This window comes from Citrobacter sp. wls757 (assembly GCF_005280935.1).
Classification (GTDB): Bacteria; Pseudomonadota; Gammaproteobacteria; order Enterobacterales; family Enterobacteriaceae; genus Citrobacter; species Citrobacter portucalensis.
Window position 1 is genome coordinate 22,543 of the sequence record NZ_SZWU01000014.1, and the last position, 23,290, is coordinate 45,832.

The window sequence follows — 23,290 nt, forward strand, 5'->3', positions numbered from 1 at the left end:
GCCGAAAGGTACCTACTCGCTTCTTAGAAGGAGATTATTATGCGTAACTACGATTTATCCCCACTGCTGCGTCAATGGATCGGTTTTGACAAACTGGCCAATGCCTTGCAAAACAACGGTGAAAGCCAGAGCTTCCCGCCTTATAACATCGAAAAGAGCGATGATAACCACTACCGCATTACCCTTGCGTTAGCCGGTTTCCGCCAGGAAGATCTGGATATTCAACTGGAAGGCACGCGCCTGACCGTGAAAGGTACGCCGCAGCAGCCGGAAAAAGAGACCAAATGGTTGCATCAGGGGCTGGTCACTCAGCCGTTCAGCCTGAGCTTTACGCTGGCTGAAAATATGGAGGTCTCCGGCGCAAGCTTCACTAACGGCTTGCTGCATATTGATTTGACCCGGAATGAACCTGAAACCATTGCTCCACAACGTATCGCCATCAGCGAACGTCCTGCATTAGATAGTTAAATAGCTCCATGCCTTTGCCCCGCCAGAAATGACGGGGCTTTTTTGTGCTTTACCACCCATACATTGCGACTGTACTCTGCGAGAATCCATTTACTTAATGATGTTATTCACAGGGAACAGGATATGAGTGATATAGCATTGACGGTCAGCGTTCTGGCATTAGTGGCAGTTGTCGGGTTATGGATCGGCAACATAAAAATACGTGGCGTGGGTTTTGGCATTGGAGGTGTGCTGTTCGGCGGTATTATCGTCGGGCATTTTGTCGATCAGGCAGGGATGACCCTGAGCGGCGACATGCTGCATTTTATTCAGGAATTTGGCCTGATTCTTTTCGTCTACACCATTGGTATTCAGGTGGGGCCGGGCTTTTTTGCTTCTCTGCGCGTTTCGGGCCTGCGGCTGAATCTGTTTGCTGTGCTGATTGTCATCATGGGTGGCCTGGTCACCGCGATCCTGCATAAGATTTTTGCCATTCCTCTCCCTGTGGTGCTGGGAATATTCTCTGGAGCGGTCACCAATACCCCGGCGTTAGGTGCGGGGCAGCAAATTCTGCGCGATTTAGGTACGCCTGGCGATGTGGTTGATCAGATGGGGATGAGCTATGCCATGGCTTATCCTTTCGGCATCTGCGGAATTTTACTGACCATGTGGCTGATGCGCCTTATTTTCCGCGTTAACGTCGATGCTGAAGCCCAGCAGCATGAATCCACGCTGACCAACGGGCACGCACTGATTCAGACGATGAACATCCGCGTGGAAAACCCAAACATCAACAATATGGCGATTCAGGATGTCCCGATTCTGAACAGCGACAAAATCATCTGCTCGCGTCTGAAACGTGACGAGACATTGATGGTGCCGTCGCCAGGGACGGTTATCCAGATGGGCGACCTGCTACACCTGGTCGGGCAGCCAGCTGACCTGCATAACGCGCAGGTGGTGATTGGGCAGGAGGTAGACACATCGCTGTCTACGCGAGGTACCGATTTACGCGTCGAACGCGTGGTGGTGACCAACGAACAGGTACTGGGTAAACGAATCCGCGACCTGCATTTCAAAGAGCGTTACGACGTGGTGATTTCCCGCCTGAACCGTGCGGGTGTTGAGCTGGTAGCCAGCAGTGACGCCAGCCTGCAATTCGGGGATATCCTCAATCTGGTGGGACGTCCTTCGTCCATTGATGCCGTTGCCAATGTTGTGGGTAACGCGCAGCAAAAACTGCAGCAGGTGCAGATGCTGCCGGTATTTATCGGTATCGGGCTGGGTGTTCTACTGGGTTCAATCCCGCTGTTCATCCCGGGGTTCCCGGTGGCGTTGAAACTGGGGTTGGCCGGCGGGCCGCTGATTATGGCCCTGATCCTGGGGCGTATTGGTAGCATCGGTAAGCTGTACTGGTTTATGCCTCCCAGCGCTAACCTGGCGTTGCGAGAGTTGGGTATCGTGCTGTTTCTTGCGGTGGTGGGTCTGAAGTCAGGCGGTGATTTTGTCGATACCCTAACACAGGGCGATGGCCTGAGCTGGGTGGGTTACGGTATTTTCATTACCGCGATTCCGCTCATTACCGTGGGCTTGCTGGCGCGAATCTTTGCCAAAATGAACTATCTGACGCTGTGCGGCATGTTGGCTGGCTCAATGACCGATCCCCCGGCTCTGGCGTTTGCTAATAACCTGCATGCCACCAGCGGGGCGGCAGCGCTCTCCTACGCTACCGTTTATCCGCTGGTCATGTTCTTGAGGATTATCACCCCGCAACTGCTGGCGGTGCTCTTCTGGGGATTAGGTTAAAACTGACTTATCCGGCCTGCATCTCCTGTAGGCCGGATAAAACGCAACTCACCATCCGGCATTACAAACACCCTCTCTCTTTCCCATTGTCTCGTCACCCGACTCGCCCTCTCGTTTGAGAATCAGGTTCATACTCCTTAACTGTTCCGGTATAACGACCAGACAACAATATTTAAGGAGCTGTCATGAAGATTTCTCGCCTTGGAGAAGCACCGGATTATCGCTTCTCACTGGCAAATGAGCGTACTTTTCTGGCGTGGATCCGCACCGCGCTCGGATTTCTGGCGGCGGGGGTTGGCCTTGATCAACTGGCCCCGGATTTTGCCACGCCGGTCATCCGTGAGGCACTTGCCTTGTTGCTGTGTCTGTTTGCCGGCGGTCTGGCGATCTACGGCTATCTGCGCTGGCTACGTAACGAAAAGGCGATGCGACTGAAAGAGGACTTGCCCTACACCCACAGCCTGCTGATTATCAGCGTCATGCTGACTATTGTGGCGGTGATTGTCATGACGCTGGTGCTGTATGCCGGATAGCCGCAAATCCCGACGCATCGCTGACCCGGGGTTACAACCGGAGCGGACTTCACTGGCCTGGTTTCGCACGTTGTTGGGCTATGGCGCGTTAATGGCGCTGGCGATTAAGCACAACTGGCACCAGGCGGGAGTGTTGTTCTGGATATCGATAGTTGTGCTGGCGATAGTGGCGATTATCCTCTGGCGCTACACCCGCAGCCGTAATCTGATGGATGTGAGTCATAGCGATTTTTCTGAATCTCGCGCGGTGCGTGACAAATTTATGATCTCCCTCGCGGTGTTATCCCTCGCAATGCTGTTTGCTGTAACGCATGTTCGCCAACTTATCGTATTTATCGGGAATTTTGCATGACAGGATGTGAGAACATGGATGTTAGTGATGATGTTTTAAACGTGGTGATTGACCATCAGAAGTGTTTACAACCGGTTGAAGTGTACCGTGGTTTGCAACAAGGAAATGTTCGCCTGGTACAATTTATTCCGCTGGTTAAGCACGATGGTTCAGGTCATCTGACAGACGAATCGGTTACGTCTGAGGCATGGGGCCGATTTTTAATTACGATATTTGATATCTGGGTACGTGAAGATATTAATCAGATATCTATCCAGCTTTTCGATAAAACGCTTCGCCAGTGGTGTGGTCTGACGGCACAGATTGAACGACAGACCATGTCATCAATGAATACGCGTTGCCAGACATGCTCATTGTTTCAATATTACCACGGTGATTGTCCTGCGTACTGCGAGGAAAATGGAAAGGGCGTGCTGTGTGCAGGCTATCAGGCTTTCTTCAGCCATACCGCACCGCATATGCGCGTGATGCGTGACCTGCTTAAGCAGCATCGCTCACCGATGGAGCTGATGGCGATGCTGCGTTAAGCTCAGCGGTATTTAACGTCCTTTGGCCAGATACTGCGCCATTTCATCTTCCGGGACCATTCCACCGCCGGTCGCCCACACCAGGTGGGTGGCGTTATTGAGCTGATCCGCGCTGAAGCCGTGCATGTGCTGATAGTCAGCAGAGGCGCAAACGTGTTGCGGACCGGCCATCCCTGCCAGCGCTGACGGTTCGAGGCGAATACCTTCTTCCTGCGCCAGCCAGCCCAGCATGTCGTACATAGTCTGATCGTCCAGGGTGTACAGACCGTCGAGCAGACGTTCCATTGCCCGGCCAACAAAGCCAGACGCACGGCCGACAGCCAGCCCATCAGCCGCCGTCAGGTTGTCGATGCCAATATCCTGCACGGAAATCGTATCGTGCAGTCCGGTATAAATCCCCAGCAGCATGCACGGTGAATGGGTTGGTTCTGCGAAGAAGCAGTGCACGTTATCGCCAAACGCCAGCTTCAGGCCAAACGCCACGCCGCCAGGGCCACCGCCGACGCCGCATGGTAGGTAAACAAACAGTGGATGGTCTGCATCCACCACGCGCCCCTGCTGGGCAAACTGCGCTTTTAAGCGCTGTCCGGCCACCGCATAGCCTAAAAACAGCGTGCGCGAGTTTTCATCATCGATAAAGAAGCAGTTTGGATCGGACTCCGCTGCCTTACGGCCTTGTTCAACCGCCACGCCGTAATCTTCTTCATACTCCACGACCGTCACACCGTGGCTGCGCAGTTTGGCTTTTTTCCATGCGCGGGCATCGGCCGACATATGCACCGTCACCTTAAAGCCGATACGGGCGCTCATAATGCCAATCGACATGCCGAGGTTACCGGTGGAGCCTACCGCGATGCTGTACTGGCTAAAGAACTGTTTGAATTCGGGCGAAAGCAGAACGCTGTAATCGTCTTGTGTGGTCAGCAGACCGGCTTCCAGCGCCAGTTTTTCCGCGTGGGTCAGTACTTCATAAATGCCACCACGGGCTTTAATCGAGCCAGAAATTGGCAGGTGACTGTCTTTCTTCAGCAGAATTTCGCCATTGATGCGCTGCCCGTACTCTTTCTCCAGCCGCTTTTGCATGGCCGGAATCGCGGCCAGCTCAGATTCAATAATGCCGCCGGTGGCCGCGGTTTCCGGGAATGCCTTTGCCAGGTACGGCGCAAAGCGCGTCAGACGGGCGTGAGCATCCTGAACATCGTGTTCAGTCAGGCCAACATACGGTAAACCTTCCGCAAGAGAGGTGGTGCCAGGGTTAAACCAGGTTGTCTCCTTGAGAGCAACCAGATCTTCCACTAAAGGATACTGGGCGATAAGTGTTTGAATGTTTTCCATAGTCAGTCTCTTTGCGCTTAGATAATAAAGGAAAGCAGGAATGTGCAAGCCAGTGCAATCACGGACGCGATAAATGTCGCGGTCGTATAGTATTTAAACGTTTCATTCAGGGTGGCACCGCAGTATTGCTTCACCAGCCAGAAGAGGGAATCGGTAACGATCGTGCAGCCAATAGCGCCGGAACCGATAGCAATGGCGATGATCTCCGGGCTGACGTTGGGATAGAGCGGCAGCATCGGTGCAACGATTGCCGTGGCGCCCATCATTGCCACTGTGGCGGAACCCACCGCGGCATGCAGGATTAACGCCACCAGCCACGCCAGCAGAATCGGGTGCATATGCATGTTCGAGAGGATCAGCGCAAGAGTATCCGCCAGCCCACTGCTCTTGAGGATAGCGTTGAATGCGCCGCCTGCGCCGATAATCAACAGAATGTTAGCGATGGAGCCAAACCCGTTTTCAGTGTGGGTCAGCAACGTACCCATACCGATGTGCTGACGCAGGCCGAGAATGTAATAGGCAACGAAAACGGCAATAAACATCGCGGTGATCGGGTTACCAATAAACTCCAGCAGCGTATATACCGTGCTGCCTTTCGCCATGTTCAGCTCAGCGACGGTTTTTACCAGCATCAGGCCAATCGGCAGCAGAACGGTAAACAGCGTAGCACCCAGCGACGGTAGCGTACTTTCGTCACGCACTTTAAGGTCAGAAAACTCAGCCGGAACCGGTTTAAACGGCAGACGGTTACCCAGGAATTTCAGGTACAGAGGACCACCGATCAGCGAGGCCATCAAGCCGACCAGTAAGCCGTAGACAATCACGGTGCCAATGTCTGCGCCCAGCTTGTTCGCCACGAACAGGGCAGCCGGATGCGGTGGTACCACGCAGTGCACCGCCATCAGCGCCGTACACAGCGGAATCGCCAGTTTCAGTAATGAAGTATTGGTTTTCTTGGCAATTGAAAAGGCCAGTGGAATCAACAGCACCACGCCGACTTCAACAAACAGCGTGATCCCGCAAATCAGCCCAACCAGAACCATAATGACGTCGGCGGATAGCCAGCGGCAGCGCTGCAGCGTCAGGCCAATGCGTTCGGCTGCGCCGGACACTTCCATCATTTTGCCCAGAATGGTCCCAAGGCCGATAACCGCGGCGAGGAAGCCCAGCGTACCGCCGATGCCACTCTCAATGGCAATGACCATATCCAACGGCCCCATGCCCATCATCGTACCCACGAAGAAGCTGGCTAACAGTAGCGCCAGAAACGGGTGGAATTTGAACTTCACGATGGTCAAAACGATTAACACGATGCTTATCAGCAGCGTGCTCACAACCCAGATTTGAGAGTGCATAACTCACCTTGCCCTGTGATTAATATAGGGTTATTGGACAAAAATAAGGCATGGTCTGACAAACGATATAAATCCCCCTTCACATGAGCCAGATTGCATCAAATGAGTGATTTATGTCTAATTGCGCTTTGTTTATGCGATATGGTTCACTCTGATTCACCTTTGAGCTGATTTTTACAGCGAACTTTTTTACACTCCAGCGCATGAATCAGAAGGAAAGGAGGTGAGAATGGATCCCCTACGCGAAGTCAGAAACCGGCTGCTCAACGGCTGGCAGCTGTCAAAGCTGTATACTTTTGAAGTGGCGGCCCGGCATCAGTCTTTTGCGCTGGCGGCAGACGAGCTGTCATTGAGCCCCAGCGCCGTCAGCCATCGCATAAATCAGCTTGAAGATGAGCTTGGCATCCAATTATTTGTTCGTTCTCATCGCAAAGTGGAACTCACTCATGAGGGCAAACGGGTATTTTGGGCGCTGAAGTCGTCACTGGACACGCTCAACCAGGAGATTCTTGATATTAAGAATCAGGAGCTCTCGGGGACGCTCACCGTCTACTCACGGCCTTCTATCGCCCAGTGCTGGCTGGTTCCGGCGCTCGGCGACTTTACCCGTCGCTACCCGTCAATTTCGCTAACCATGTTGACCGGGAACGACAACGTCAATCTACAGCGTGCGGGTATCGATCTCGCCATCTATTTTGACGATGCACCCTCCGCGCAACTCACGCATCACTTCCTGATGGATGAAGAGATCCTGCCGGTGTGCAGCCCGGACTACGCCCGCCGCCATGACCTTATCGGTTCGCTGGTGAATTTGCCGCACTGTACGTTGCTGCACGACAGACAGGCGTGGAGTAACGATTCCGGGACCGATGAGTGGCACAGTTGGGCGCAGAATTTTGCGGCGAATTTGCCGACATCGTCGGGGATTGGTTTTGATCGTTCTGATTTAGCAGTAATTGCGGCAATGAACCATATCGGCGTGGCGATGGGACGAAAACGGCTGGTGCAAAAACGCCTCGACAGCGGAGAATTGATTGCGCCTTTTGGCGATATGGCGCTGAAATGTCATCAGCATTACTACATCACCACGCTGCCCGGCAGGCAGTGGCCGAAAATCGAGGCGTTTATTGGCTGGCTGCAGGAGCAGGTTAAATAAGCGGGTCGCGAATATTTTTTACGCTTTCGCTCTACACGGAAAGTGAAAAAGCGTGCTAAATACGTGATATCACTCCTGATGATTTGCGTAAGGACGACCGTGTTAAAGCCGATTGTTTCCCTTTTACTGTTGGCCAGCGCCACCGTGTGTGCCGCGCAACCTGCGTTGACGGCGGCGCAGTATGTGCAGCAGCTTGGGGTTGGGATGGACGTAGATTGGGCGCGTACCGATCGGGGCATCCGTGAATTCGATCCGCTGGTGGTGAGGGATTATAAGGCGAAAGGGTTGACCCACGTGCGCATTCGCGTGGCGGGTGAGCCTACGGAGGCGCGGCTCATTCATCTGCGCAAGCTGGTGGAAGCCTGCGAGCAGTATGGCGTGATCCCGATAATCGCCTATCAGGCTGACGAGTATAAAAAAGACCCCAGTGCCAGTAACGAAAAAGAGGTGGTTAACTGGTGGGTGGCAGTGGCGCATTACTTTGGTCAAAGTTCGCCGTTGCTGGGTTTCGACCTGATTTATGAACCTGCCGATAAGCTCAACCATAATCAGGCGTCGCTCAATAGGGTGTATGACAAAACCATCCGTACCATCCATGCCATCGATCCACAGCGAATGATATTTATCGCGCCGAAACTGCATGCCGCTCCGGAAGATTTGCCCAACCTAAAATTGCCGCCGCAAAGTCAGAATACCGTGCTGGCCCAATGGCATATTTTCCCGTGGGGGCCGCTGAAAAATAACGGTAAATACCCGTGGACCTCAGGGACAGCGGCAGAAAAGGCCGCCATTCGCGCCCGTATCAATACTGCCATTCACTGGCAGCAGAAAACCGGTCATGTTAGTTGGGTAGGAGGCTGGTCGCCGGGAGAAACCATCAGGAACGCGCCTTCTGCCTCGCAAATGGCGTTTGCCCGCTTTATGGCTTGCGAGCTGAAGAAAGCGAAAATTCCCTATGCTATCAATGCGGATACGCAGTTCTATGATGGTGAGGAAGGGGCATGGAGACCGGCGCTGGAGCCGTTGTTGAATACCATGATTGCCCCTGAGTGTGAAAAGCCCGGCGAGAAGCCGGGCCATCATACGCTTAAACCGCCTGTCCCTGATGCGACACGCGTGAAGCCAGCGGAAGCCAGCAAACAAAAATCAACAGCCCCATAAGGGTCATCAGCAGGCCCAGACTGGCTTGCCCGGTCTGCGGCAGCATGGCAGAGAACCACGCCAGCACGCCGGAACCAATGTTCTGTAATCCACCAACCAGCGCACCAGCAGTACCGGCCAGGAACGGGAAAGGTTCCATTGCGCCGCTGGTTGCCAGCGGAAACAGCATCCCGGCGCCGAAGAAAAACAGTGCGGCGGGAACCAGCAGCGTCCAGACGTTCATCACGTCGAACAGACCAGGGATCCACATCATCAAACCGGCGACCAGACAGCAGATAACTGACTGCCACATTAGCGTCGAGAAACGCTTATTCGGGCGACCGGCGAACCAGGCACCAAAAAACGCCGCCGGAATGGGCAGAATAAACAGGATACTGACCACCATGCTGCTTAAGCCGAGACGCGCGCCTAACAACACCCCGGAACAGGCTTCGAAGACCGCAACGCCCGCCAGGCCGCCGATCAGCATCAGCACGTAACAGGTGAAAGAGCTGTTGCCAAACAGCGTTTTGTAGCTGGCGATAAGCCGTGGACGCGGCGCACCTGCGGGGCGCGTTTCCGGCATCCAGCGCGCCATGCTAAACGTGACGCCTGCGCACAGCACCAGCAGGAAGATGTAACAGGCACGCCAGTTCCACAGGGTATCCAGCATACCGCCAATCAGCGGTGCCAGCAGTGGGCTGACAAGAATCCCCATGTTTAACAGGCTATTAGCGTGGCGTAACTGCGTGCCTTCATACAAATCGCGCGGTAAAGTTCGCGCCATCACACCGCCGACGCCCGTTCCCATCCCCTGTATTGCGCTGGCGATAATCAATACCGTCAGGCTGTGGGTGGTTATGGCGACCAGCGTAGCCAGCATAAAAATGGACATCCCGGCGAGGATCACCGGGCGGCGGCCAACGCGATCGGAAAGTGGGCCGTAAATCAGTTGTGACAGGCCGTAGGTCAACAGATAGGCGGCCATCACGCTTTGCACCGCCCCTTCGCGAACGTTCAGTTCACGCGCCATATCAGCAATCGCGGGGATATAAATGGTTTGCGCCATCTGACCTACCGCCACCAGTAATACCAACATCAACAACAAATTGACGCTTCTATGCCTTTTCATTTCGCTGATTACTTTTCAAAAAGTGAAAAAATAAGAATAAGGTGCTGCACTTTCCCGTAAATGCTCGTGGAATCTACCACAACAGAAAAAGAAGGCCAGATAGTGGGCTGGAATGTTTAAACGATGAACGGCAGGAAATGTAAACAAAAAGCGGCAACAAATGTTGCCGGATTGCATCGGGTTTACAGAGGTCATGATAAGCGTAGCAAAACTGCGCCTATGGCAATGCCTCCAGCCGCAACAAGACGTATTCCGGCAACCTTCTCTTTCAGTAGCAGCCACGCGAGCAGCGCGCCAAACAGGATGGAAGTTTCACGCAGCGCAGCGACTACCGCCAACGGAGCCTGAGTCATGGCCCACAGCGCCAGACCGTAAGAACCCATTGTGCCAATCCCACCAAGAATACCTTTCTTCCACTGCTGTACCAGATAGCGCGACGCTTCCCGGCGTCGGGCAATCATCGCCCAGCCCAGCAGGCAGGAGCCGTTCAGAAAGAAGGTCCACAGCGTATAACCCAGCGCGGTTTCAGATAAACGTACGCCGGTGCCATCAACCAGCGTATATCCGGCGATAAAGCAGGCGTTAATGAGCGCCAGCACGATCCCGCGTTGCGAGCTGCTGCGTCCGTTAAACGCCATGCCGAGGATCGCCAGACAGATCGTGGCAATCCCCACCCAGGCTAGAACAGAGAGGCTATCGCCAAGAAACAGGACGCTGATAATTGCGACCAGTAGTGGCGCTGTGCCGCGCATTAACGGATAGGTCTGGCTCATATCCGAAACCTGATAGGTTTTGGCGACCAGGACGGTATATACAATTTGCAACGCAGTTGAGACGGCTAAAAACGGCAGGCTGGCGGCGGAAGGTTGCGGCGCAAAGGGTAAGAAAACCAATGCCATAATTGCAGCAGAACCGCTGACACCGATCGCTGAGTACAGTTTATCGTTTCCAGCTTTAACAATGGCATTCCAGCTGGCATGCAGCAGCGCGGCGAACAGCAAAATGCAGAAAACAGAAAGCGTCATGGTGGAATTCTTCCCTGAGAATGTCATAAAAACGTAACATATTGGCGCGACACAAGCACCAGGGAGAAGGTGAAAGGGGAGCGGAGTGTTACCCGCCCCCCTTAGGTGCGACTTGAATCCGAATTACTTAACGTATTTCAGAACGGCATCAAGTAGTTGCAGTACTGCAACAATGAGTTTGAGGATAAGAATAGCGATATCCACGAGGCTCATACGCTCTCCTTTTGGTACAAGGAGCACGGTGCTGACGTACCTCGCCGCTGCCTGTTGCCAGCACCTTTGTTGACATAACACAGTGTGCTCACACGGGGGTTAAGGCGCTGACGGCACCACCCGTTTCAGCCAGGACTTTGATGCGCCGGTTTACGATGCGGCCCCCGCATAACACATTGCGTACCGAGACATTATAGATAAATACTGTATAAATTAACAGTGTTTTATGGACGTTACGCTATTCATGTTCCATACTCGAAACCATCAAAATTCGTGCCGAAATTGCGTGTTCTTCGCAGAACGCGTATACTTTTTTCGTTGACATAACACAGTGTGTTCGGCGGCTACCAACCGCACAGCACTGAAAAAAACCTCGCTCCGGCGGGGTTTTTTGTTTTTCAGCAATGCACAACGAAATGTGATCGTTGACGCATTTTTATGCAGATGAAAATTTTTCCATTGTCACGCTGAAAAACCTGTGTTTGTATAAATCCAGTTAATCAACAAACAGACAGGTCCCTAATGAACCCTTCCATGCTGACTGCGACCCTACTAAAAACTGCGCCATCTCGCGCAGCGGTCGTCGTGCGTGTGGTGGTGGTCGTCGGCAATGCGCCGTAGGGTCCGAATCAACACACGATTCCAAAACCCCGCCGGCGCAAACCGGGCGGGGTTTTTCGTTTCAGAGACCTGCCCGGAGCAAAGGCCCAGAATAAAAGGACTGGAGCATGGCAAGTTCGGGCATAACATCCAAGCGTACGCGTTTTACGGGCGCAGAATTCATCGTTCATTTCCTGGAACGCCAGGGAATTCAGGTTGTTACCGGTATTCCCGGCGGATCGATTCTTCCCGTCTATGACGCCTTAAGTCAAAGCACGCAAATCCGTCATATCCTGGCGCGCCACGAGCAAGGAGCTGGGTTTATCGCGCAGGGAATGGCGAGAACCGATGGCAAACCCGCCGTCTGTATGGCCTGCAGCGGACCGGGCGCAACCAATCTGGTGACCGCCATTGCTGATGCGCGTCTGGATTCCATCCCGCTGGTGTGTATCACCGGGCAGGTTCCGGCCTCAATGATAGGCACCGACGCCTTCCAGGAAGTCGACACCTACGGCATCTCTATCCCCATCACTAAGCACAACTATCTGGTCCGCCATATCAGTGAATTACCGCAGGTCATGAGCGATGCGTTCCGCATTGCGCAGTCCGGACGTCCAGGCCCGGTGTGGATAGACATTCCTAAGGATATTCAAACCGCTGTTTTTGATATTGAAGAGATGCCGGAGCCTGCGCAGAAAATGGCGGCACCAGCGTTCAGCCAGGACAGCATTCGCGATGCCGCAGCCATGATTAACGCCGCACAGCGTCCGGTGCTGTACCTCGGCGGCGGCGTGATTAACGCACCTGAGCGCGTGCGTGAACTGGCGGAAAAAGCGATGCTGCCCACCACTATGACCTTAATGGCGCTCGGTATGTTGCCGAAAGCGCATCCGCTGTCGTTAGGCATGCTGGGCATGCACGGCGCGCGTAGCACTAACTTTATTCTGCAAGAAGCGGATTTATTGATTGTTCTGGGCGCACGTTTTGATGACCGGGCGATTGGTAAAACGGAGCAGTTCTGCCCGAACGCCAAAATCATTCACGTGGATATCGACCGCGCGGAGCTGGGTAAAATCAAACAACCGCACGTGGCGATTCAGGCGGATGTCGATGAGGTTCTGGCGCAATTGATCCCATTAATTGACGCGCAGCCGCGAGAGTCGTGGCATCAGACGGTGGCCGATTTACAACGTGAATTCCCTTGCACTATTCCGCAGAAAAGCGACCCGCTCAGCCACTATGGATTGATCAACGCCGTGGCTGCCTGCGTAGACGATAGCGCCATTATCACCACCGACGTAGGCCAGCATCAGATGTGGGCGGCACAGGCTTATCCGCTGAACCGTCCGCGTCAGTGGCTGACCTCCGGCGGTCTGGGAACTATGGGCTTTGGCCTGCCAGCGGCAATTGGTGCAGCGCTGGCCAATCCAGACAAAAAAGTGCTGTGCTTCTCCGGCGACGGCAGCCTGATGATGAATATTCAGGAAATGGCGACAGCCAGCGAAAATCAGCTGGATATTAAAATCATCCTGATGAATAACGAAGCGTTGGGTCTTGTATATCAGCAGCAGAGTCTGTTCTATAAGCAGGGTGTTTTTGCCGCGACCTATCCGGGGATGATTAACTTTATGCAGATAGCCGCCGGGTTTGGTCTCGAAACCTGCGATCTGAATAACGAAGCGGACCCACAGGCAGCGTTGCAGGAGATTATTAATCGCCCTGGGCCTGCGCTGATCCACGTGCGCATCGATGCCGAACAAAAAGTGTACCCGATGGTGCCGCCGGGTGCGGCAAACACAGAAATGGTGGGGGAATAAGCCATGCAACAGCAGACACATGACAACGTAATCCTGGAACTCACCGTACGCAACCATCCGGGCGTAATGACTCACGTTTGCGGGCTGTTCGCCCGCCGCGCGTTCAACGTAGAAGGCATTCTCTGTCTACCGATTCAGGACAGCGATAAGAGCCGCATCTGGCTACTGGTCAACGACGATCAACGTCTTGAGCAGATGATAAGCCAGATCGACAAGCTGGAAGATGTGGTGAAAGTGGCCCGCAACCAGTCCGATCCGTCGATGTTTAACAAAATTACCGTGTTCTTTGAGTGAGTTAGTCTCCGTCTGAATCCGGGGTGATCACTTTGACAGAGCCGTTCCGGCAGTGGGTTGCGTAATCTGCCGGTAACGGACGGTCGCTTATCAGTACGTCAAAGGTGGAGAGTGGACCAATGCTGGCGGGGGCGACCTCATCGAACAGGGCGTGGCGCGTCAGCAGAATTTTGCGTAATCCGCGTTCCATCGCTTTGCGTTTTGTGGCCAGATCGTCCGGATTGAACCAGCTAACGCCGAAATGCTCATGGACTCCGCTGGCGGAGATAAAGACTTTCCGTGGGTTGAGTGCATCCAGCGGGGAGGGATTGCTGGTGTCGTAAAAGGCGTCACTTTTCGCCCGGTAGGTCCCCCCGCAAAGAATCGCTGTGGCGTTGGGCTTTTCATTTAGCGCTACGAACACCCGGTGCGAGTAGCAAATCCCGGTAAAGGAAATATCGTCCGGGATCATGCTGACCACCAACGGCATTTCCGCACCATTATCAAAAAAGACCAGATCATTTTCACTCACCAGTCCCGCAGCCAGAATGGCAACCGGTAAATCGTCGCGGTGATACTGTTTTTGCGCGGGGAGTGGCGCGTTAACGATGGCAGCAGGTTTGTTCACCATCACAATGTAACCACCAAGCAGCGTGAGTGGTAACGGTTCGTCATCCTGACTGAGATCCCGACGAATAGTCATCACGGAAACTTCCAGCATTCGTGCCGCCTCTTTCAGATGGATTCGGTCGGTCTTCTTCAACAATTCCATCAGACGTCGAATACGTTCTTTTTGCTTAGTTTCCATGTGCTTCTCCACGAATCATGTTCCCATGTTCCTTCAGTAACATTTTTGTGTTTCTGAGAACATGACATTGCCGCATTACTATACGTCTGACTATCCGGAAATAAAAGCGCGTTTTTTCACGTTTTATTGATTATATCCAGTTAATTTTCAGTCAATTGTAAGCAACTTCATCATTTGCATTGTGATGTGGGTGTAACATTTAGTGCAATAAATAAACAATAAAATGATCTTCCAATCGCGATCCTAGTCACAAATGATACGAAAGTAACATGATAATGTTATTTTAATATCATTGTTGTGTGATTGTTTCTGAGAGGTAGTAAAATGGATATCGCGGTTATTGGCTCCAACATGGTGGATCTCATCACCTACATCAACCAGATGCCCAAAGAAGGGGAAACGCTGGAAGCACCGGCGTTCAAAATTGGCTGCGGGGGCAAAGGCGCAAATCAGGCCGTTGCGGCCGCTAAGCTCAATTCCAAAGTGCTGATGCTGACAAAAGTCGGTGATGATATTTTTGCGGATAACACTATTCGCAATCTCGAATCCTGGGGAATTAATACCACCTATGTCGAAAAGGTACCCTGCACCAGCAGCGGTGTCGCACCGATCTTTGTTAATGCCAACTCCAGCAACAGTATTCTGATTATTAAAGGAGCGAACAAATTTCTCTCCCCGGAAGATATCGATCGTGCGGCGGAAGATCTGAAAAAATGTCAGCTTATTGTCCTGCAACTGGAAGTGCAGCTGGAAACTGTTTATCACGCGATTGAATTTGGCAAAAAACACGGTATTGAAGTGTTACTAAATCCCGCCCCTGCATTACGGGAATTAGATATGTCTTATGCCTGTAAATGTGATTTTTTTGTGCCGAATGAAACCGAGTTGGAAATATTAACCGGTATGCCAGTGGATACTTATGACCATATTCGCGCAGCGGCACGTTCTCTGGTTGATAAAGGTCTGAACAATATTATCGTCACCATGGGTGAGAAAGGTGCGCTGTGGATGACGCGTGACCAGGAAGTCCATGTTCCAGCGTTTAAAGTGAACGCTGTCGATACCAGTGGTGCAGGCGACGCTTTCATCGGTTGTTTTGCTCACTATTACGTTCAAAGCGGTGATGTGGAAGCCGCCATGAAAAAAGCCGCTCTCTTCGCTGCTTTCAGCGTTACCGGGAAAGGCACTCAATCATCTTATCCAAGCATCGAACAATTTAATGAGTTTCTTACCTTAAACGAATAATACTCCTGCACTGTAAAAGGTAGCACTATGAACGATAAAAACATCATTCAGATGCCTGACGGCTATTTGAATAAGACCCCTCTGTTCCAGTTTATTTTGTTATCCTGTTTATTCCCGTTATGGGGATGCGCAGCCGCATTAAATGATATTCTGATTACGCAATTCAAAAGCGTATTTTCACTCAGCAACTTTGCCTCGGCATTAGTTCAGAGTGCCTTTTATGGCGGTTATTTTTTAATTGCGATTCCGGCATCTCTGGTGATTAAAAAGACCAGTTATAAAGTCGCCATCTTAATGGGGCTGACCCTTTATATCGTTGGGTGTACGCTCTTTTTCCCAGCATCGCACATGGCCACCTACACCATGTTCCTTGCGGCGATTTTCGCGATTGCGATTGGTCTGAGCTTCCTGGAAACAGCAGCCAACACCTATAGCTCAATGATCGGCCCAAAAGCGTATGCCACTTTACGCCTGAACATCAGTCAGACTTTTTATCCTATTGGTGCGGCTGCTGGCATTCTGCTAGGTAAATATCTGGTCTTCTCTGAAGGTGAAAGCCTGGAAAAACAGATGGCCGGGATGAACGCTGAGCAGATCCATAACTTTAAAGTGTTGATGCTGGAAAATACCCTTGAGCCATACAAGTACATGATTATGGTACTGGTTGTGGTGATGGTGTTATTCCTGCTGACTCGCTTCCCGACCTGTAAAGTCGCGCAAACCACGAGTCATAAACGCCCGTCAGCGATGGATACACTGCGTTATCTGGCCAGCAATGCCCGTTTCCGTCGTGGAATTGTGGCGCAATTTCTTTATGTGGGGATGCAGGTCGCGGTGTGGTCATTCACCATCCGTCTGGCACTGGAATTAGGTGATATCAACGAGCGCGACGCCTCAACCTTCATGGTCTATAGCTTCGCCTGCTTCTTTATCGGCAAGTTTATCGCCAACATTTTGATGACGCGCTTCAATCCGGAAAAAGTGCTGATTCTCTATTCCATTATTGGTGCGCTGTTCCTCGTCTATGTTGCACTGGCGCCAAGCTTCAGCGCTGTGTATGTCGCAGTGCTGGTGAGTGTCCTGTTTGGACCCTGCTGGGCGACAATCTATGCGGGTACGCTTGATACCGTGGATAACGAGCATACCGAAATGGCGGGTGCCGTCATTGTCATGGCGATTGTCGGCGCGGCGGTGGTTCCGGCGATTCAGGGCTATGTGGCCGATATGTTCCATTCATTGCAACTTTCGTTCCTGGTTTCCATGCTCTGTTTCGTGTACGTCGGTATCTACTTCTGGCGTGAAAGCAAAGTGCGCAACAACCTGGCTGAAGCGACAGTTTCCTGAGGAGAGCGATCATGACAACACGTATAACGCTGTGGCGAGAACTCTTTGCAGAGCATCCGCGAATCTTACTGAAGAATAACGACTTCACGGTTACCGCATTTCGTTACGCCAGCGGAGTGGAAGGGCTGAAGGTAGAAAACAGTCGTGGACATCTGGTTATTCTGCCCTGGATGGGGCAGATGATCTGGGATGCTCAGTTTGATGGCCATGACCTGACCATGCGTAACATGTTCAGTCAGCCGAAACCGGCGGCGGAAGTGGTGGCGACCTACGGCTGTTTTGCCTTCCACTCAGGTCTGTTGGCAAATGGCTGCCCATCACCAGAGGATTCACATCCTTTGCACGGTGAAATGGCTTGTGCCGCGATGGATGAAGCCTGGCTGGAGCTGGAGGGTGAGAATTTGCGCGTGGGTGGACGCTATGAGTATGTGATGGGGTTCGGTCATCATTATCAGGCGCATCCTGCGGTGGTAATGCACAAAGCGAGCGCGCTGTTTGATATTCAGATGGCGGTTACCAACCTCGCCTCAGTGGCAATGCCGTTGCAGTACATGTGCCATATGAACTATGCCTACGTACCGGAAGCCACCTTCAGCCAGAATATTCCGGATGAGGCCATGAAGCTGCGTGAGTCGATACCCGCGCATGTTAAGCCGACTGAGCAGTGGCTGGCGTTTAATCAGCGGATTGTACAGGGCGAGGCTTCTCTGGCGCGGCTCAATGAACCCCATTTTTACGATCCGGAAATTGTCTTCTTTGCTGACCAATTGGACAGGTACACTGATAAGCCAGAATTTAGCATGATCGCACCTGATGGCACCACGTTCGTTACGCGTTTCTCCAGCACGGAGCTGAATTATGTGACGCGTTGGATCCTCTATAACGGCGATCAACAGGTTGCGGCATTCGCCTTGCCTGCAACCTGTCGACCTGAAGGATTCCTGGCAGCACAACGCAATGGCACCTTGATTGAAATAGAACCGCAGCACACCCGGACATTTACAGTCACAACTGGCATAGCCTGATCGCTCAAGGCTTGAACACCAAAGCACTTATCGTTAAGGTAAGCGCTTTTGCTGGGTGGCGGCATTAATGCCTTATCCGGCCTACAACGGCACCCGCCCGTAGGCCTGATAAGCGTAGCGCCATCAGGCATGCCTTAGCGCCAGGATGAACCCATGATTACCGTTGCCCTTATTGACGACCACCTCATCGTCCGCTCCGGCTTTGCCCAACTGCTGGGGCTGGAACCTGATTTGCAGGTGGTCGCTGAGTTTGGCTCAGGCAGTGAGGCGCTGGCGGGATTACCGGGACGCGGCGTGCAGGTGTGTATCTGCGACATCTCGATGCCTGATATCTCTGGTCTTGAACTGTTAAGCCAGTTGCCAAAAGGAATGGCGATTATCATGCTCTCTGTCCACGACAGCCCGGCGCTGGTGGAGCAGGCGCTCAACGCGGGCGCGCGTGGTTTCCTTTCTAAACGTTGTAGCCCGGATGAGCTGATCGCGGCGGTGCATACCGTAGCGACTGGCGGCTGTTACCTGACGCCGGACATCGCCGTCAAACTGGCGGCCGGTCGTCAGGATCCGCTCACCAAACGCGAACGTCAGGTGGCGGAAAAACTGGCGCAAGGTATGGCGGTCAAAGAGATTGCCGCTGAACTGGGTCTGTCGCCGAAAACGGTGCACGTGCATCGCGCCAACCTGATGGAAAAGCTGGGGGTCAGCAACGACGTCGAACTGGCCCGCCGGATGTTTGACGGCTGGCAATGAACACGTTCTGTTCCCGGTTAATCACCGTTGTTGCCTGCTTCTTTATCTTCTCTGCCGCGTGGTTTTGCCTGTGGAGCATCAGCCTGCATCTGGTTGAGCGCCCGGAGCTGGCGGTACTGCTGTTTCCGTTTGGTCTGCGTCTGGGACTGATGCTGCAATGTCCGCGCGGCTACTGGCCGGTGCTGCTGGGCGCGGAATGGCTGCTTCTTTTCTGGCTGGCGCAGGAAGTGGCGCTGGCCCATTTGCCACTTTTGATGATCGGTAGCTTCCTCACGTTACTCCCGGTGATGTTGATTTCGCGATACCGCCATCAGCGCGACTGGCGCACGCTGTTGTTGCAGGGCGCGGCGCTCACGGCGGCGGCGTTGCTGCAATCGCTGCCCTGGCTTGGGCAAGGTGAAGAGGCGTGGAACGCGCTGCTGCTGACGCTCACCGGCGGATTAACGCTGGCGCCGATCTGCCTGGTGTTCTGGCACTATCTGACCAGCACGACCTGGCTGCCGCTGGGCCCGGCGGTGGTGTCGCAGCCGGTGAACTGGCGCGGGCGGCATCTGGTCTGGTACCTGCTGCTGTTTAGCGTCAGCCTGTGGCTACAGCTCGGTTTACCCGCCGAGCTTTCGCGCTTCACGCCGTTTTGCCTCGCGTTGCCGATCATTGCGCTGGCCTGGCACTACGGCTGGCAGGGGGCGCTGATTGCGACGCTGATGAACGCCATCGCGCTGATTGCCAGCCAGACCTGGCACGATCATCCCGTCGATCTGTTGCTCTCGCTGCTGGTGCAAAGCCTGACCGGGCTGCTGCTCGGTGCGGGTATTCAGCGTCTGCGCGAACTTAACCAGTCGCTGCAAAATGAATTAGCACGCAACCATCGTCTGGCGGAACGCCTGCTGGAAACCGAAGAGAGCGTGCGCCGGGATGTGGCGCGCGAACTGCACGATGATATCGGCCAGACCATCACCGCCATTCGCACCCAGGCGGGTATTGTTCAGCGGCTGGCGCCAGAAAACGCAGGGGTGAAGCGCAGCGGGGCGCACATCGAACAACTTTCTCTCGGCGTGTACGATTCGGTGCGTCGCCTGTTAGGCCGTCTGCGACCACGTCAATTGGACGATCTCACGCTGGAGCAGGCCATCCGCTCACTGATGCGCGAAATGGAGCTGGAAAGTCGCGGTATCGTCAGCCATCTCGACTGGCAGATTGACGAATCTGCACTTAGCGAAAGCCAGCGGGTGACGCTGTTTCGCGTCTGTCAGGAAGGGCTGAACAACATCGTTAAGCACGCCAACGCCAGCGCGGTGACGCTTCAGGGCTGGCAACAGGATGAACGGCTAATGCTGGTGATTGAGGATGACGGCAGCGGCCTGCCGCCTGGGTCGAATCAACAGGGATTTGGCCTCACTGGGATGCGTGAACGGATTAGCGCCCTCGGCGGATCGCTCTCGATTTCCTGTACGCACGGCACGCGGGTCAGCGTGTCGTTACCCCAGCGATATGTGTAAGGCGCGGTCATGTTTTCATTTTTAAAAGCTCCGGCCAGTGCGCCGCTCATTACTGATAAGCGTGAAGTGGATGCCCTCTACCGCTACTGGCGGCGGCATATCCTGACCACCATCTGGCTCGGCTACGCGCTGTTCTATTTCACACGCAAAAGCTTCAATGCCGCCGTACCGGATATCCTCACCAGCGGCGTGCTGACTCGCAGCGACATTGGGCTGCTGGCGACGCTGTTTTACATCACCTACGGCCTGTCGAAGTTTGTTTCCGGTATCGTCAGCGACCGATCCAACGCTCGCTATTTTATGGGCATCGGACTGATTGCCACCGGCGTGGTAAACATTCTGTTTGGATTCTCCACCTCGCTATGGGCCTTTGCGGTGCTGTGGGCGCTGAACGCCTTTTTCCAGGGCTGGGGATCGCCGGTCTGCGCGCGTTTATTGACCGCGTGGTATTCGCGTACTGAACGCGGCGGCTGGTGGGCGCTGTGGAACACCGCGCACAACGTCGGCGGGGCGCTGATCCCTATCGTGATGGCGGCGACAGCGCTGCACTACGGCTGGCGCGCCGGGATGATGATCGCCGGGCTGCTGGCGATTGTGGTGGGGATTTTTCTCTGCTGGCGGCTGCGCGACAGGCCGCAGGCGATTGGTCTGCCGCCAATTGGCGACTGGCGGCATGATGAACTGGAAATTGCCCAACAGCAGGAAGGCGCTGGGCTAAGCCGCAAAGAGATCCTCACCCGTTATGTGCTACTGAATCCTTATATCTGGCTGCTGTCACTGTGTTATGTGCTGGTGTACGTGGTCCGTGCCGCGATTAACGACTGGGGCAATCTGTATATGTCGGAGACACTTGGCGTTGATTTGGTCACTGCCAATACCGCCGTGACCATGTTCGAACTGGGCGGCTTCATCGGCGCGTTGGTCGCGGGCTGGGGCTCGGACAAGCTGTTTAACGGCAACCGCGGTCCAATGAACCTGATTTTCGCCGCCGGAATTTTGCTCTCCGTTGGCTCGCTGTGGCTAATGCCGTTCGCCAGCTATGTGATGCAGGCCGCGTGCTTCTTCACCACCGGATTCTTCGTCTTCGGCCCGCAGATGCTGATCGGCATGGCGGCGGCGGAGTGTTCGCACAAAGAGGCGGCGGGCGCGGCAACCGGATTTGTCGGGCTGTTTGCTTATCTGGGGGCATCGCTCTCCGGCTGGCCGCTGGCGAAGGTGATGGAGGTCTGGCACTGGACCGGATTCTTTGTGGTGATCGCTATTGCGGCGGGAATTTCCGCGCTGCTGCTGCTGCCGTTTTTAAACGCCCAGGCTCCGCGCGAACTCAACGAAGCGTGATGTACCTCACCTTTTTGCCCCGAGTGGAGCAAAACTAAGAAATTTTCCCGGTTTCACCTGGACGCTGTCTCAGGCGCGTCTTCCGGCTGATTTTTACAATGCCTGCCATTCGCAGGTATAAAAATTAGCTCGGGAGTGTCAAATGCTGGCCTTTCTAAACCAGGTGCGCAAGCCGACCCTGGATCTGCCGCTCGATGTGCGGCGCAAAATGTGGTTCAAACCATTCATGCAGTCCTATCTGGTGGTCTTTATCGGCTACCTGACCATGTACCTGATCCGCAAAAACTTCAACATCGCGCAGAACGACATGATCTCCACCTACGGGCTGAGCATGACGCAGCTGGGGATGATTGGCCTGGGCTTCTCCATCACCTACGGCGTGGGTAAAACGCTGGTTTCCTACTACGCGGACGGCAAAAACACCAAGCAGTTCCTGCCGTTTATGCTGATCCTCTCCGCCATCTGTATGCTTGGCTTCAGCGCTAGCATGGGCGCGGGTTCAACCAGCCTGTTTTTGATGATCGCTTTCTACGCGCTGAGCGGTTTCTTCCAGAGTACTGGCGGCTCATGTAGCTATTCCACCATTACTAAATGGACGCCGCGTCGCAAACGGGGTTCTTACCTCGGCATGTGGAATATCTCCCACAACCTCGGCGGTGCGGGTGCGGCGGGCGTGGCGCTGTTTGGCGCTAACTATCTGTTCGACGGTCACGTCATCGGTATGTTTATCTTCCCGTCGATTATTGCTCTGATTGTCGGCTTTATCGGCCTGCGCTACGGCAGCGACTCCCCGGAATCTTATGGCCTCGGTAAAGCCGAAGAGCTGTTCGGTGAGGAGATCAGCGAAGAAGACAAAGAGACCGAAGAAAACGAGATGACCAAATGGCAGATCTTTGTTGAGTACGTGCTGAAAAACAAAGTGATCTGGCTGTTATGTTTCTCGAACATCTTCCTGTACGTAGTGCGTATCGGTATCGACCAGTGGTCCACAGTCTACGCCTTCCAGGAGCTGAAGCTTTCCAAAGAAGTGGCGATTCAGGGCTTTACCCTGTTCGAAGTGGGCGCGTTGGTCGGTACGCTGCTGTGGGGCTGGCTCTCTGACCTGGCGAACGGTCGTCGTGCGCTGGTGGCCTGTGTAGCGCTGGCGTTGATTATCGCCACCCTGGGCGTTTATCAGCACGCCAGCAACCAGTACGTTTATCTGGCTTCGCTGTTTGCGCTGGGCTTCCTGGTGTTTGGCCCGCAGCTGTTAATCGGCGTTGCGGCAGTCGGATTTGTGCCGAAAAAAGCGATCGGCGCAGCCGATGGGATTAAAGGCACTTTCGCTTATCTGATTGGTGACAGCTTCGCCAAGCTCGGTCTGGGGATGATTGCCGACGGCACGCCGATTTTCGGGCTGACCGGCTGGGCAGGCACCTTTGCTGCGCTGGATACCGCCGCCATTGGCTGTATCTGCCTGATGGCCATCGTGGCTGTGTTTGAAGAACGTAAAATTCGCCGCGAGAAAAAGATTCAACAATTGAAAGTAGCTTAAGTTAAGTGTGCATTGGTAACTTTTGCCCGCCTTAATGGC

Annotated in this window: 23 protein-coding genes; 17 read left to right on the plus strand and 6 right to left on the minus strand. The window is 53.8% G+C overall.

The window, feature by feature from the left end; translation table 11 throughout:
* The first annotated feature begins 39 nt into the window (after positions 1–39).
* The 5 genes from ibpB to FDW94_RS01510 all read left to right on the plus strand — a co-directional run bounded on the left by ibpB (position 40) and on the right by FDW94_RS01510 (position 3,665).
* The gene (ibpB, locus tag FDW94_RS01490; RefSeq protein ID WP_060682995.1) at positions 40–468 is read left to right on the plus strand and encodes a small heat shock chaperone IbpB; all 429 of its coding nucleotides are present in this window, start codon (positions 40–42) and stop codon (positions 466–468) included.
* Between the two features lie 123 nt (positions 469–591).
* Positions 592–2,253 carry a putative transporter gene (locus FDW94_RS01495; protein ID WP_048237049.1) on the plus strand — a complete coding sequence of 554 codons (1,662 nt, stop codon included), beginning with the start codon at positions 592–594 and terminating at the stop codon, positions 2,251–2,253.
* A 185-nt stretch (positions 2,254–2,438) separates the two neighbouring features.
* Positions 2,439–2,786 carry a YidH family protein gene (locus FDW94_RS01500; RefSeq protein ID WP_003023888.1) on the plus strand — a complete coding sequence of 116 codons (348 nt, stop codon included), beginning with the start codon at positions 2,439–2,441 and terminating at the stop codon, positions 2,784–2,786.
* Positions 2,776–3,138, plus strand: coding sequence for a DUF202 domain-containing protein (locus tag FDW94_RS01505; RefSeq protein ID WP_008786533.1), 363 nt, complete (start codon positions 2,776–2,778; stop codon positions 3,136–3,138). Before FDW94_RS01500 ends, FDW94_RS01505 begins: the two co-directional genes overlap by 11 nt.
* Positions 3,139–3,152: 14 nt before the next feature.
* The gene (locus FDW94_RS01510; RefSeq protein ID WP_003827104.1) at positions 3,153–3,665 is read left to right on the plus strand and encodes a radical SAM protein; all 513 of its coding nucleotides are present in this window, start codon (positions 3,153–3,155) and stop codon (positions 3,663–3,665) included.
* A 12-nt stretch (positions 3,666–3,677) separates the two neighbouring features.
* On the opposite strand, the gene dsdA is transcribed toward FDW94_RS01510, so the two are convergent.
* A complete protein-coding gene (gene dsdA / locus FDW94_RS01515) occupies positions 3,678–5,000 on the minus strand; it encodes a D-serine ammonia-lyase (protein ID WP_003827105.1) in 1,323 nt (440 codons plus the stop codon).
* Positions 5,001–5,017: 17 nt separating this feature from the next.
* Positions 5,018–6,355 (minus strand): D-serine transporter DsdX, encoded by a 1,338-nt coding sequence (dsdX, locus tag FDW94_RS01520; RefSeq protein ID WP_137377020.1) that lies wholly within the window; start codon positions 6,353–6,355, stop codon positions 5,018–5,020.
* A gap of 229 nt (positions 6,356–6,584) precedes the next feature.
* Between dsdX and dsdC the strand changes: the two genes are divergently transcribed.
* Positions 6,585–7,511: a DNA-binding transcriptional regulator DsdC gene (gene dsdC, locus FDW94_RS01525; protein ID WP_137377021.1), complete on the plus strand. Its 927-nt coding sequence runs from the start codon at positions 6,585–6,587 to the stop codon at positions 7,509–7,511.
* Between the two features lie 78 nt (positions 7,512–7,589).
* On the plus strand, positions 7,590–8,672 hold the full coding sequence (locus FDW94_RS01530) for a cellulase family glycosylhydrolase (protein ID WP_060682993.1): 1,083 nt from the start codon (positions 7,590–7,592) through the stop codon (positions 8,670–8,672).
* On the opposite strand, the gene emrD is transcribed toward FDW94_RS01530, so the two are convergent.
* From emrD to tisB, 3 genes are all read right to left on the minus strand, one after another.
* The gene (emrD, locus tag FDW94_RS01535) at positions 8,599–9,783 is read right to left on the minus strand and encodes a multidrug efflux MFS transporter EmrD (protein WP_032934162.1); all 1,185 of its coding nucleotides are present in this window, start codon (positions 9,781–9,783) and stop codon (positions 8,599–8,601) included. The two genes, FDW94_RS01530 and emrD, sit on opposite strands and share 74 nt — an antisense overlap.
* Positions 9,784–9,974: 191 nt before the next feature.
* Positions 9,975–10,808, minus strand: a complete 834-nt coding sequence (locus FDW94_RS01540; protein WP_137377022.1) for a DMT family transporter — start codon at positions 10,806–10,808, stop codon at positions 9,975–9,977.
* A gap of 123 nt (positions 10,809–10,931) precedes the next feature.
* Positions 10,932–11,021: a type I toxin-antitoxin system toxin TisB gene (gene tisB, locus FDW94_RS01545; protein WP_126956554.1), complete on the minus strand. Its 90-nt coding sequence runs from the start codon at positions 11,019–11,021 to the stop codon at positions 10,932–10,934.
* Between the two features lie 522 nt (positions 11,022–11,543).
* Between tisB and ivbL the strand changes: the two genes are divergently transcribed.
* The 3 genes from ivbL to ilvN all read left to right on the plus strand — a co-directional run bounded on the left by ivbL (position 11,544) and on the right by ilvN (position 13,732).
* Positions 11,544–11,642: an ilvB operon leader peptide IvbL gene (gene ivbL, locus FDW94_RS01550; protein ID WP_003827118.1), complete on the plus strand. Its 99-nt coding sequence runs from the start codon at positions 11,544–11,546 to the stop codon at positions 11,640–11,642.
* 107 nt (positions 11,643–11,749) lie between these two features.
* On the plus strand, positions 11,750–13,438 hold the full coding sequence (ilvB, locus tag FDW94_RS01555) for an acetolactate synthase large subunit (RefSeq protein WP_137377023.1): 1,689 nt from the start codon (positions 11,750–11,752) through the stop codon (positions 13,436–13,438).
* 3 nt (positions 13,439–13,441) lie between these two features.
* A complete protein-coding gene (ilvN, locus tag FDW94_RS01560) occupies positions 13,442–13,732 on the plus strand; it encodes an acetolactate synthase small subunit (protein ID WP_003023914.1) in 291 nt (96 codons plus the stop codon).
* Between the two features lies 1 nt (position 13,733).
* Here the strand turns inward: ilvN and FDW94_RS01565 are convergent, their stop codons facing one another.
* On the minus strand, positions 13,734–14,519 hold the full coding sequence (locus FDW94_RS01565) for a DeoR family transcriptional regulator (RefSeq protein ID WP_003827122.1): 786 nt from the start codon (positions 14,517–14,519) through the stop codon (positions 13,734–13,736).
* Between the two features lie 324 nt (positions 14,520–14,843).
* Between FDW94_RS01565 and rbsK the strand changes: the two genes are divergently transcribed.
* The 7 genes from rbsK (at position 14,844) to uhpT (ending at position 23,251) form a co-directional block, all read left to right on the plus strand.
* Positions 14,844–15,764 (plus strand): ribokinase, encoded by a 921-nt coding sequence (rbsK, locus tag FDW94_RS01570; protein ID WP_003827124.1) that lies wholly within the window; start codon positions 14,844–14,846, stop codon positions 15,762–15,764.
* Between the two features lie 27 nt (positions 15,765–15,791).
* Complete coding sequence (gene fucP / locus FDW94_RS01575) at positions 15,792–17,108, plus strand: L-fucose:H+ symporter permease (protein ID WP_003827126.1); 1,317 nt, start codon at positions 15,792–15,794, stop codon at positions 17,106–17,108.
* A gap of 11 nt (positions 17,109–17,119) precedes the next feature.
* Positions 17,120–18,133 (plus strand): aldose 1-epimerase family protein, encoded by a 1,014-nt coding sequence (locus FDW94_RS01580; RefSeq protein ID WP_032945437.1) that lies wholly within the window; start codon positions 17,120–17,122, stop codon positions 18,131–18,133.
* A gap of 153 nt (positions 18,134–18,286) precedes the next feature.
* Positions 18,287–18,880 (plus strand): transcriptional regulator UhpA, encoded by a 594-nt coding sequence (gene uhpA / locus FDW94_RS01585; RefSeq protein WP_003023923.1) that lies wholly within the window; start codon positions 18,287–18,289, stop codon positions 18,878–18,880.
* Positions 18,877–20,379 (plus strand): signal transduction histidine-protein kinase/phosphatase UhpB, encoded by a 1,503-nt coding sequence (gene uhpB / locus FDW94_RS01590; protein ID WP_137377024.1) that lies wholly within the window; start codon positions 18,877–18,879, stop codon positions 20,377–20,379. The genes uhpA and uhpB overlap by 4 nt, the downstream gene beginning before the upstream one ends.
* Positions 20,380–20,388: 9 nt before the next feature.
* On the plus strand, positions 20,389–21,717 hold the full coding sequence (locus tag FDW94_RS01595; protein WP_008786521.1) for an MFS transporter: 1,329 nt from the start codon (positions 20,389–20,391) through the stop codon (positions 21,715–21,717).
* Between the two features lie 142 nt (positions 21,718–21,859).
* On the plus strand, positions 21,860–23,251 hold the full coding sequence (uhpT, locus tag FDW94_RS01600; RefSeq protein ID WP_003023929.1) for a hexose-6-phosphate:phosphate antiporter: 1,392 nt from the start codon (positions 21,860–21,862) through the stop codon (positions 23,249–23,251).
* The last annotated feature ends 39 nt before the right edge of the window (positions 23,252–23,290 follow it).

Bases quoted from the DNA above. Each gene is read 5' to 3' on its own strand.
- ibpB (WP_060682995.1), top strand. From the start codon at position 40: ATGCGTAACTACGATTTATCCCCACTGCTGCGTCAATGGATCGGTTTT.
- FDW94_RS01495 (WP_048237049.1), top strand. From the start codon at position 592: ATGAGTGATATAGCATTGACGGTCAGCGTTCTGGCATTAGTGGCAGTT.
- FDW94_RS01500 (WP_003023888.1), top strand. From the start codon at position 2,439: ATGAAGATTTCTCGCCTTGGAGAAGCACCGGATTATCGCTTCTCACTG.
- FDW94_RS01505 (WP_008786533.1), top strand. From the start codon at position 2,776: ATGCCGGATAGCCGCAAATCCCGACGCATCGCTGACCCGGGGTTACAA.
- FDW94_RS01510 (WP_003827104.1), top strand. From the start codon at position 3,153: ATGGATGTTAGTGATGATGTTTTAAACGTGGTGATTGACCATCAGAAG.
- dsdA (WP_003827105.1), bottom strand. From the start codon at position 5,000: ATGGAAAACATTCAAACACTTATCGCCCAGTATCCTTTAGTGGAAGAT.
- dsdX (WP_137377020.1), bottom strand. From the start codon at position 6,355: ATGCACTCTCAAATCTGGGTTGTGAGCACGCTGCTGATAAGCATCGTG.
- dsdC (WP_137377021.1), top strand. From the start codon at position 6,585: ATGGATCCCCTACGCGAAGTCAGAAACCGGCTGCTCAACGGCTGGCAG.
- FDW94_RS01530 (WP_060682993.1), top strand. From the start codon at position 7,590: ATGATTTGCGTAAGGACGACCGTGTTAAAGCCGATTGTTTCCCTTTTA.
- emrD (WP_032934162.1), bottom strand. From the start codon at position 9,783: ATGAAAAGGCATAGAAGCGTCAATTTGTTGTTGATGTTGGTATTACTG.
- FDW94_RS01540 (WP_137377022.1), bottom strand. From the start codon at position 10,808: ATGACGCTTTCTGTTTTCTGCATTTTGCTGTTCGCCGCGCTGCTGCAT.
- tisB (WP_126956554.1), bottom strand. From the start codon at position 11,021: ATGAGCCTCGTGGATATCGCTATTCTTATCCTCAAACTCATTGTTGCA.
- ivbL (WP_003827118.1), top strand. From the start codon at position 11,544: ATGAACCCTTCCATGCTGACTGCGACCCTACTAAAAACTGCGCCATCT.
- ilvB (WP_137377023.1), top strand. From the start codon at position 11,750: ATGGCAAGTTCGGGCATAACATCCAAGCGTACGCGTTTTACGGGCGCA.
- ilvN (WP_003023914.1), top strand. From the start codon at position 13,442: ATGCAACAGCAGACACATGACAACGTAATCCTGGAACTCACCGTACGC.
- FDW94_RS01565 (WP_003827122.1), bottom strand. From the start codon at position 14,519: ATGGAAACTAAGCAAAAAGAACGTATTCGACGTCTGATGGAATTGTTG.
- rbsK (WP_003827124.1), top strand. From the start codon at position 14,844: ATGGATATCGCGGTTATTGGCTCCAACATGGTGGATCTCATCACCTAC.
- fucP (WP_003827126.1), top strand. From the start codon at position 15,792: ATGAACGATAAAAACATCATTCAGATGCCTGACGGCTATTTGAATAAG.
- FDW94_RS01580 (WP_032945437.1), top strand. From the start codon at position 17,120: ATGACAACACGTATAACGCTGTGGCGAGAACTCTTTGCAGAGCATCCG.
- uhpA (WP_003023923.1), top strand. From the start codon at position 18,287: ATGATTACCGTTGCCCTTATTGACGACCACCTCATCGTCCGCTCCGGC.
- uhpB (WP_137377024.1), top strand. From the start codon at position 18,877: ATGAACACGTTCTGTTCCCGGTTAATCACCGTTGTTGCCTGCTTCTTT.
- FDW94_RS01595 (WP_008786521.1), top strand. From the start codon at position 20,389: ATGTTTTCATTTTTAAAAGCTCCGGCCAGTGCGCCGCTCATTACTGAT.
- uhpT (WP_003023929.1), top strand. From the start codon at position 21,860: ATGCTGGCCTTTCTAAACCAGGTGCGCAAGCCGACCCTGGATCTGCCG.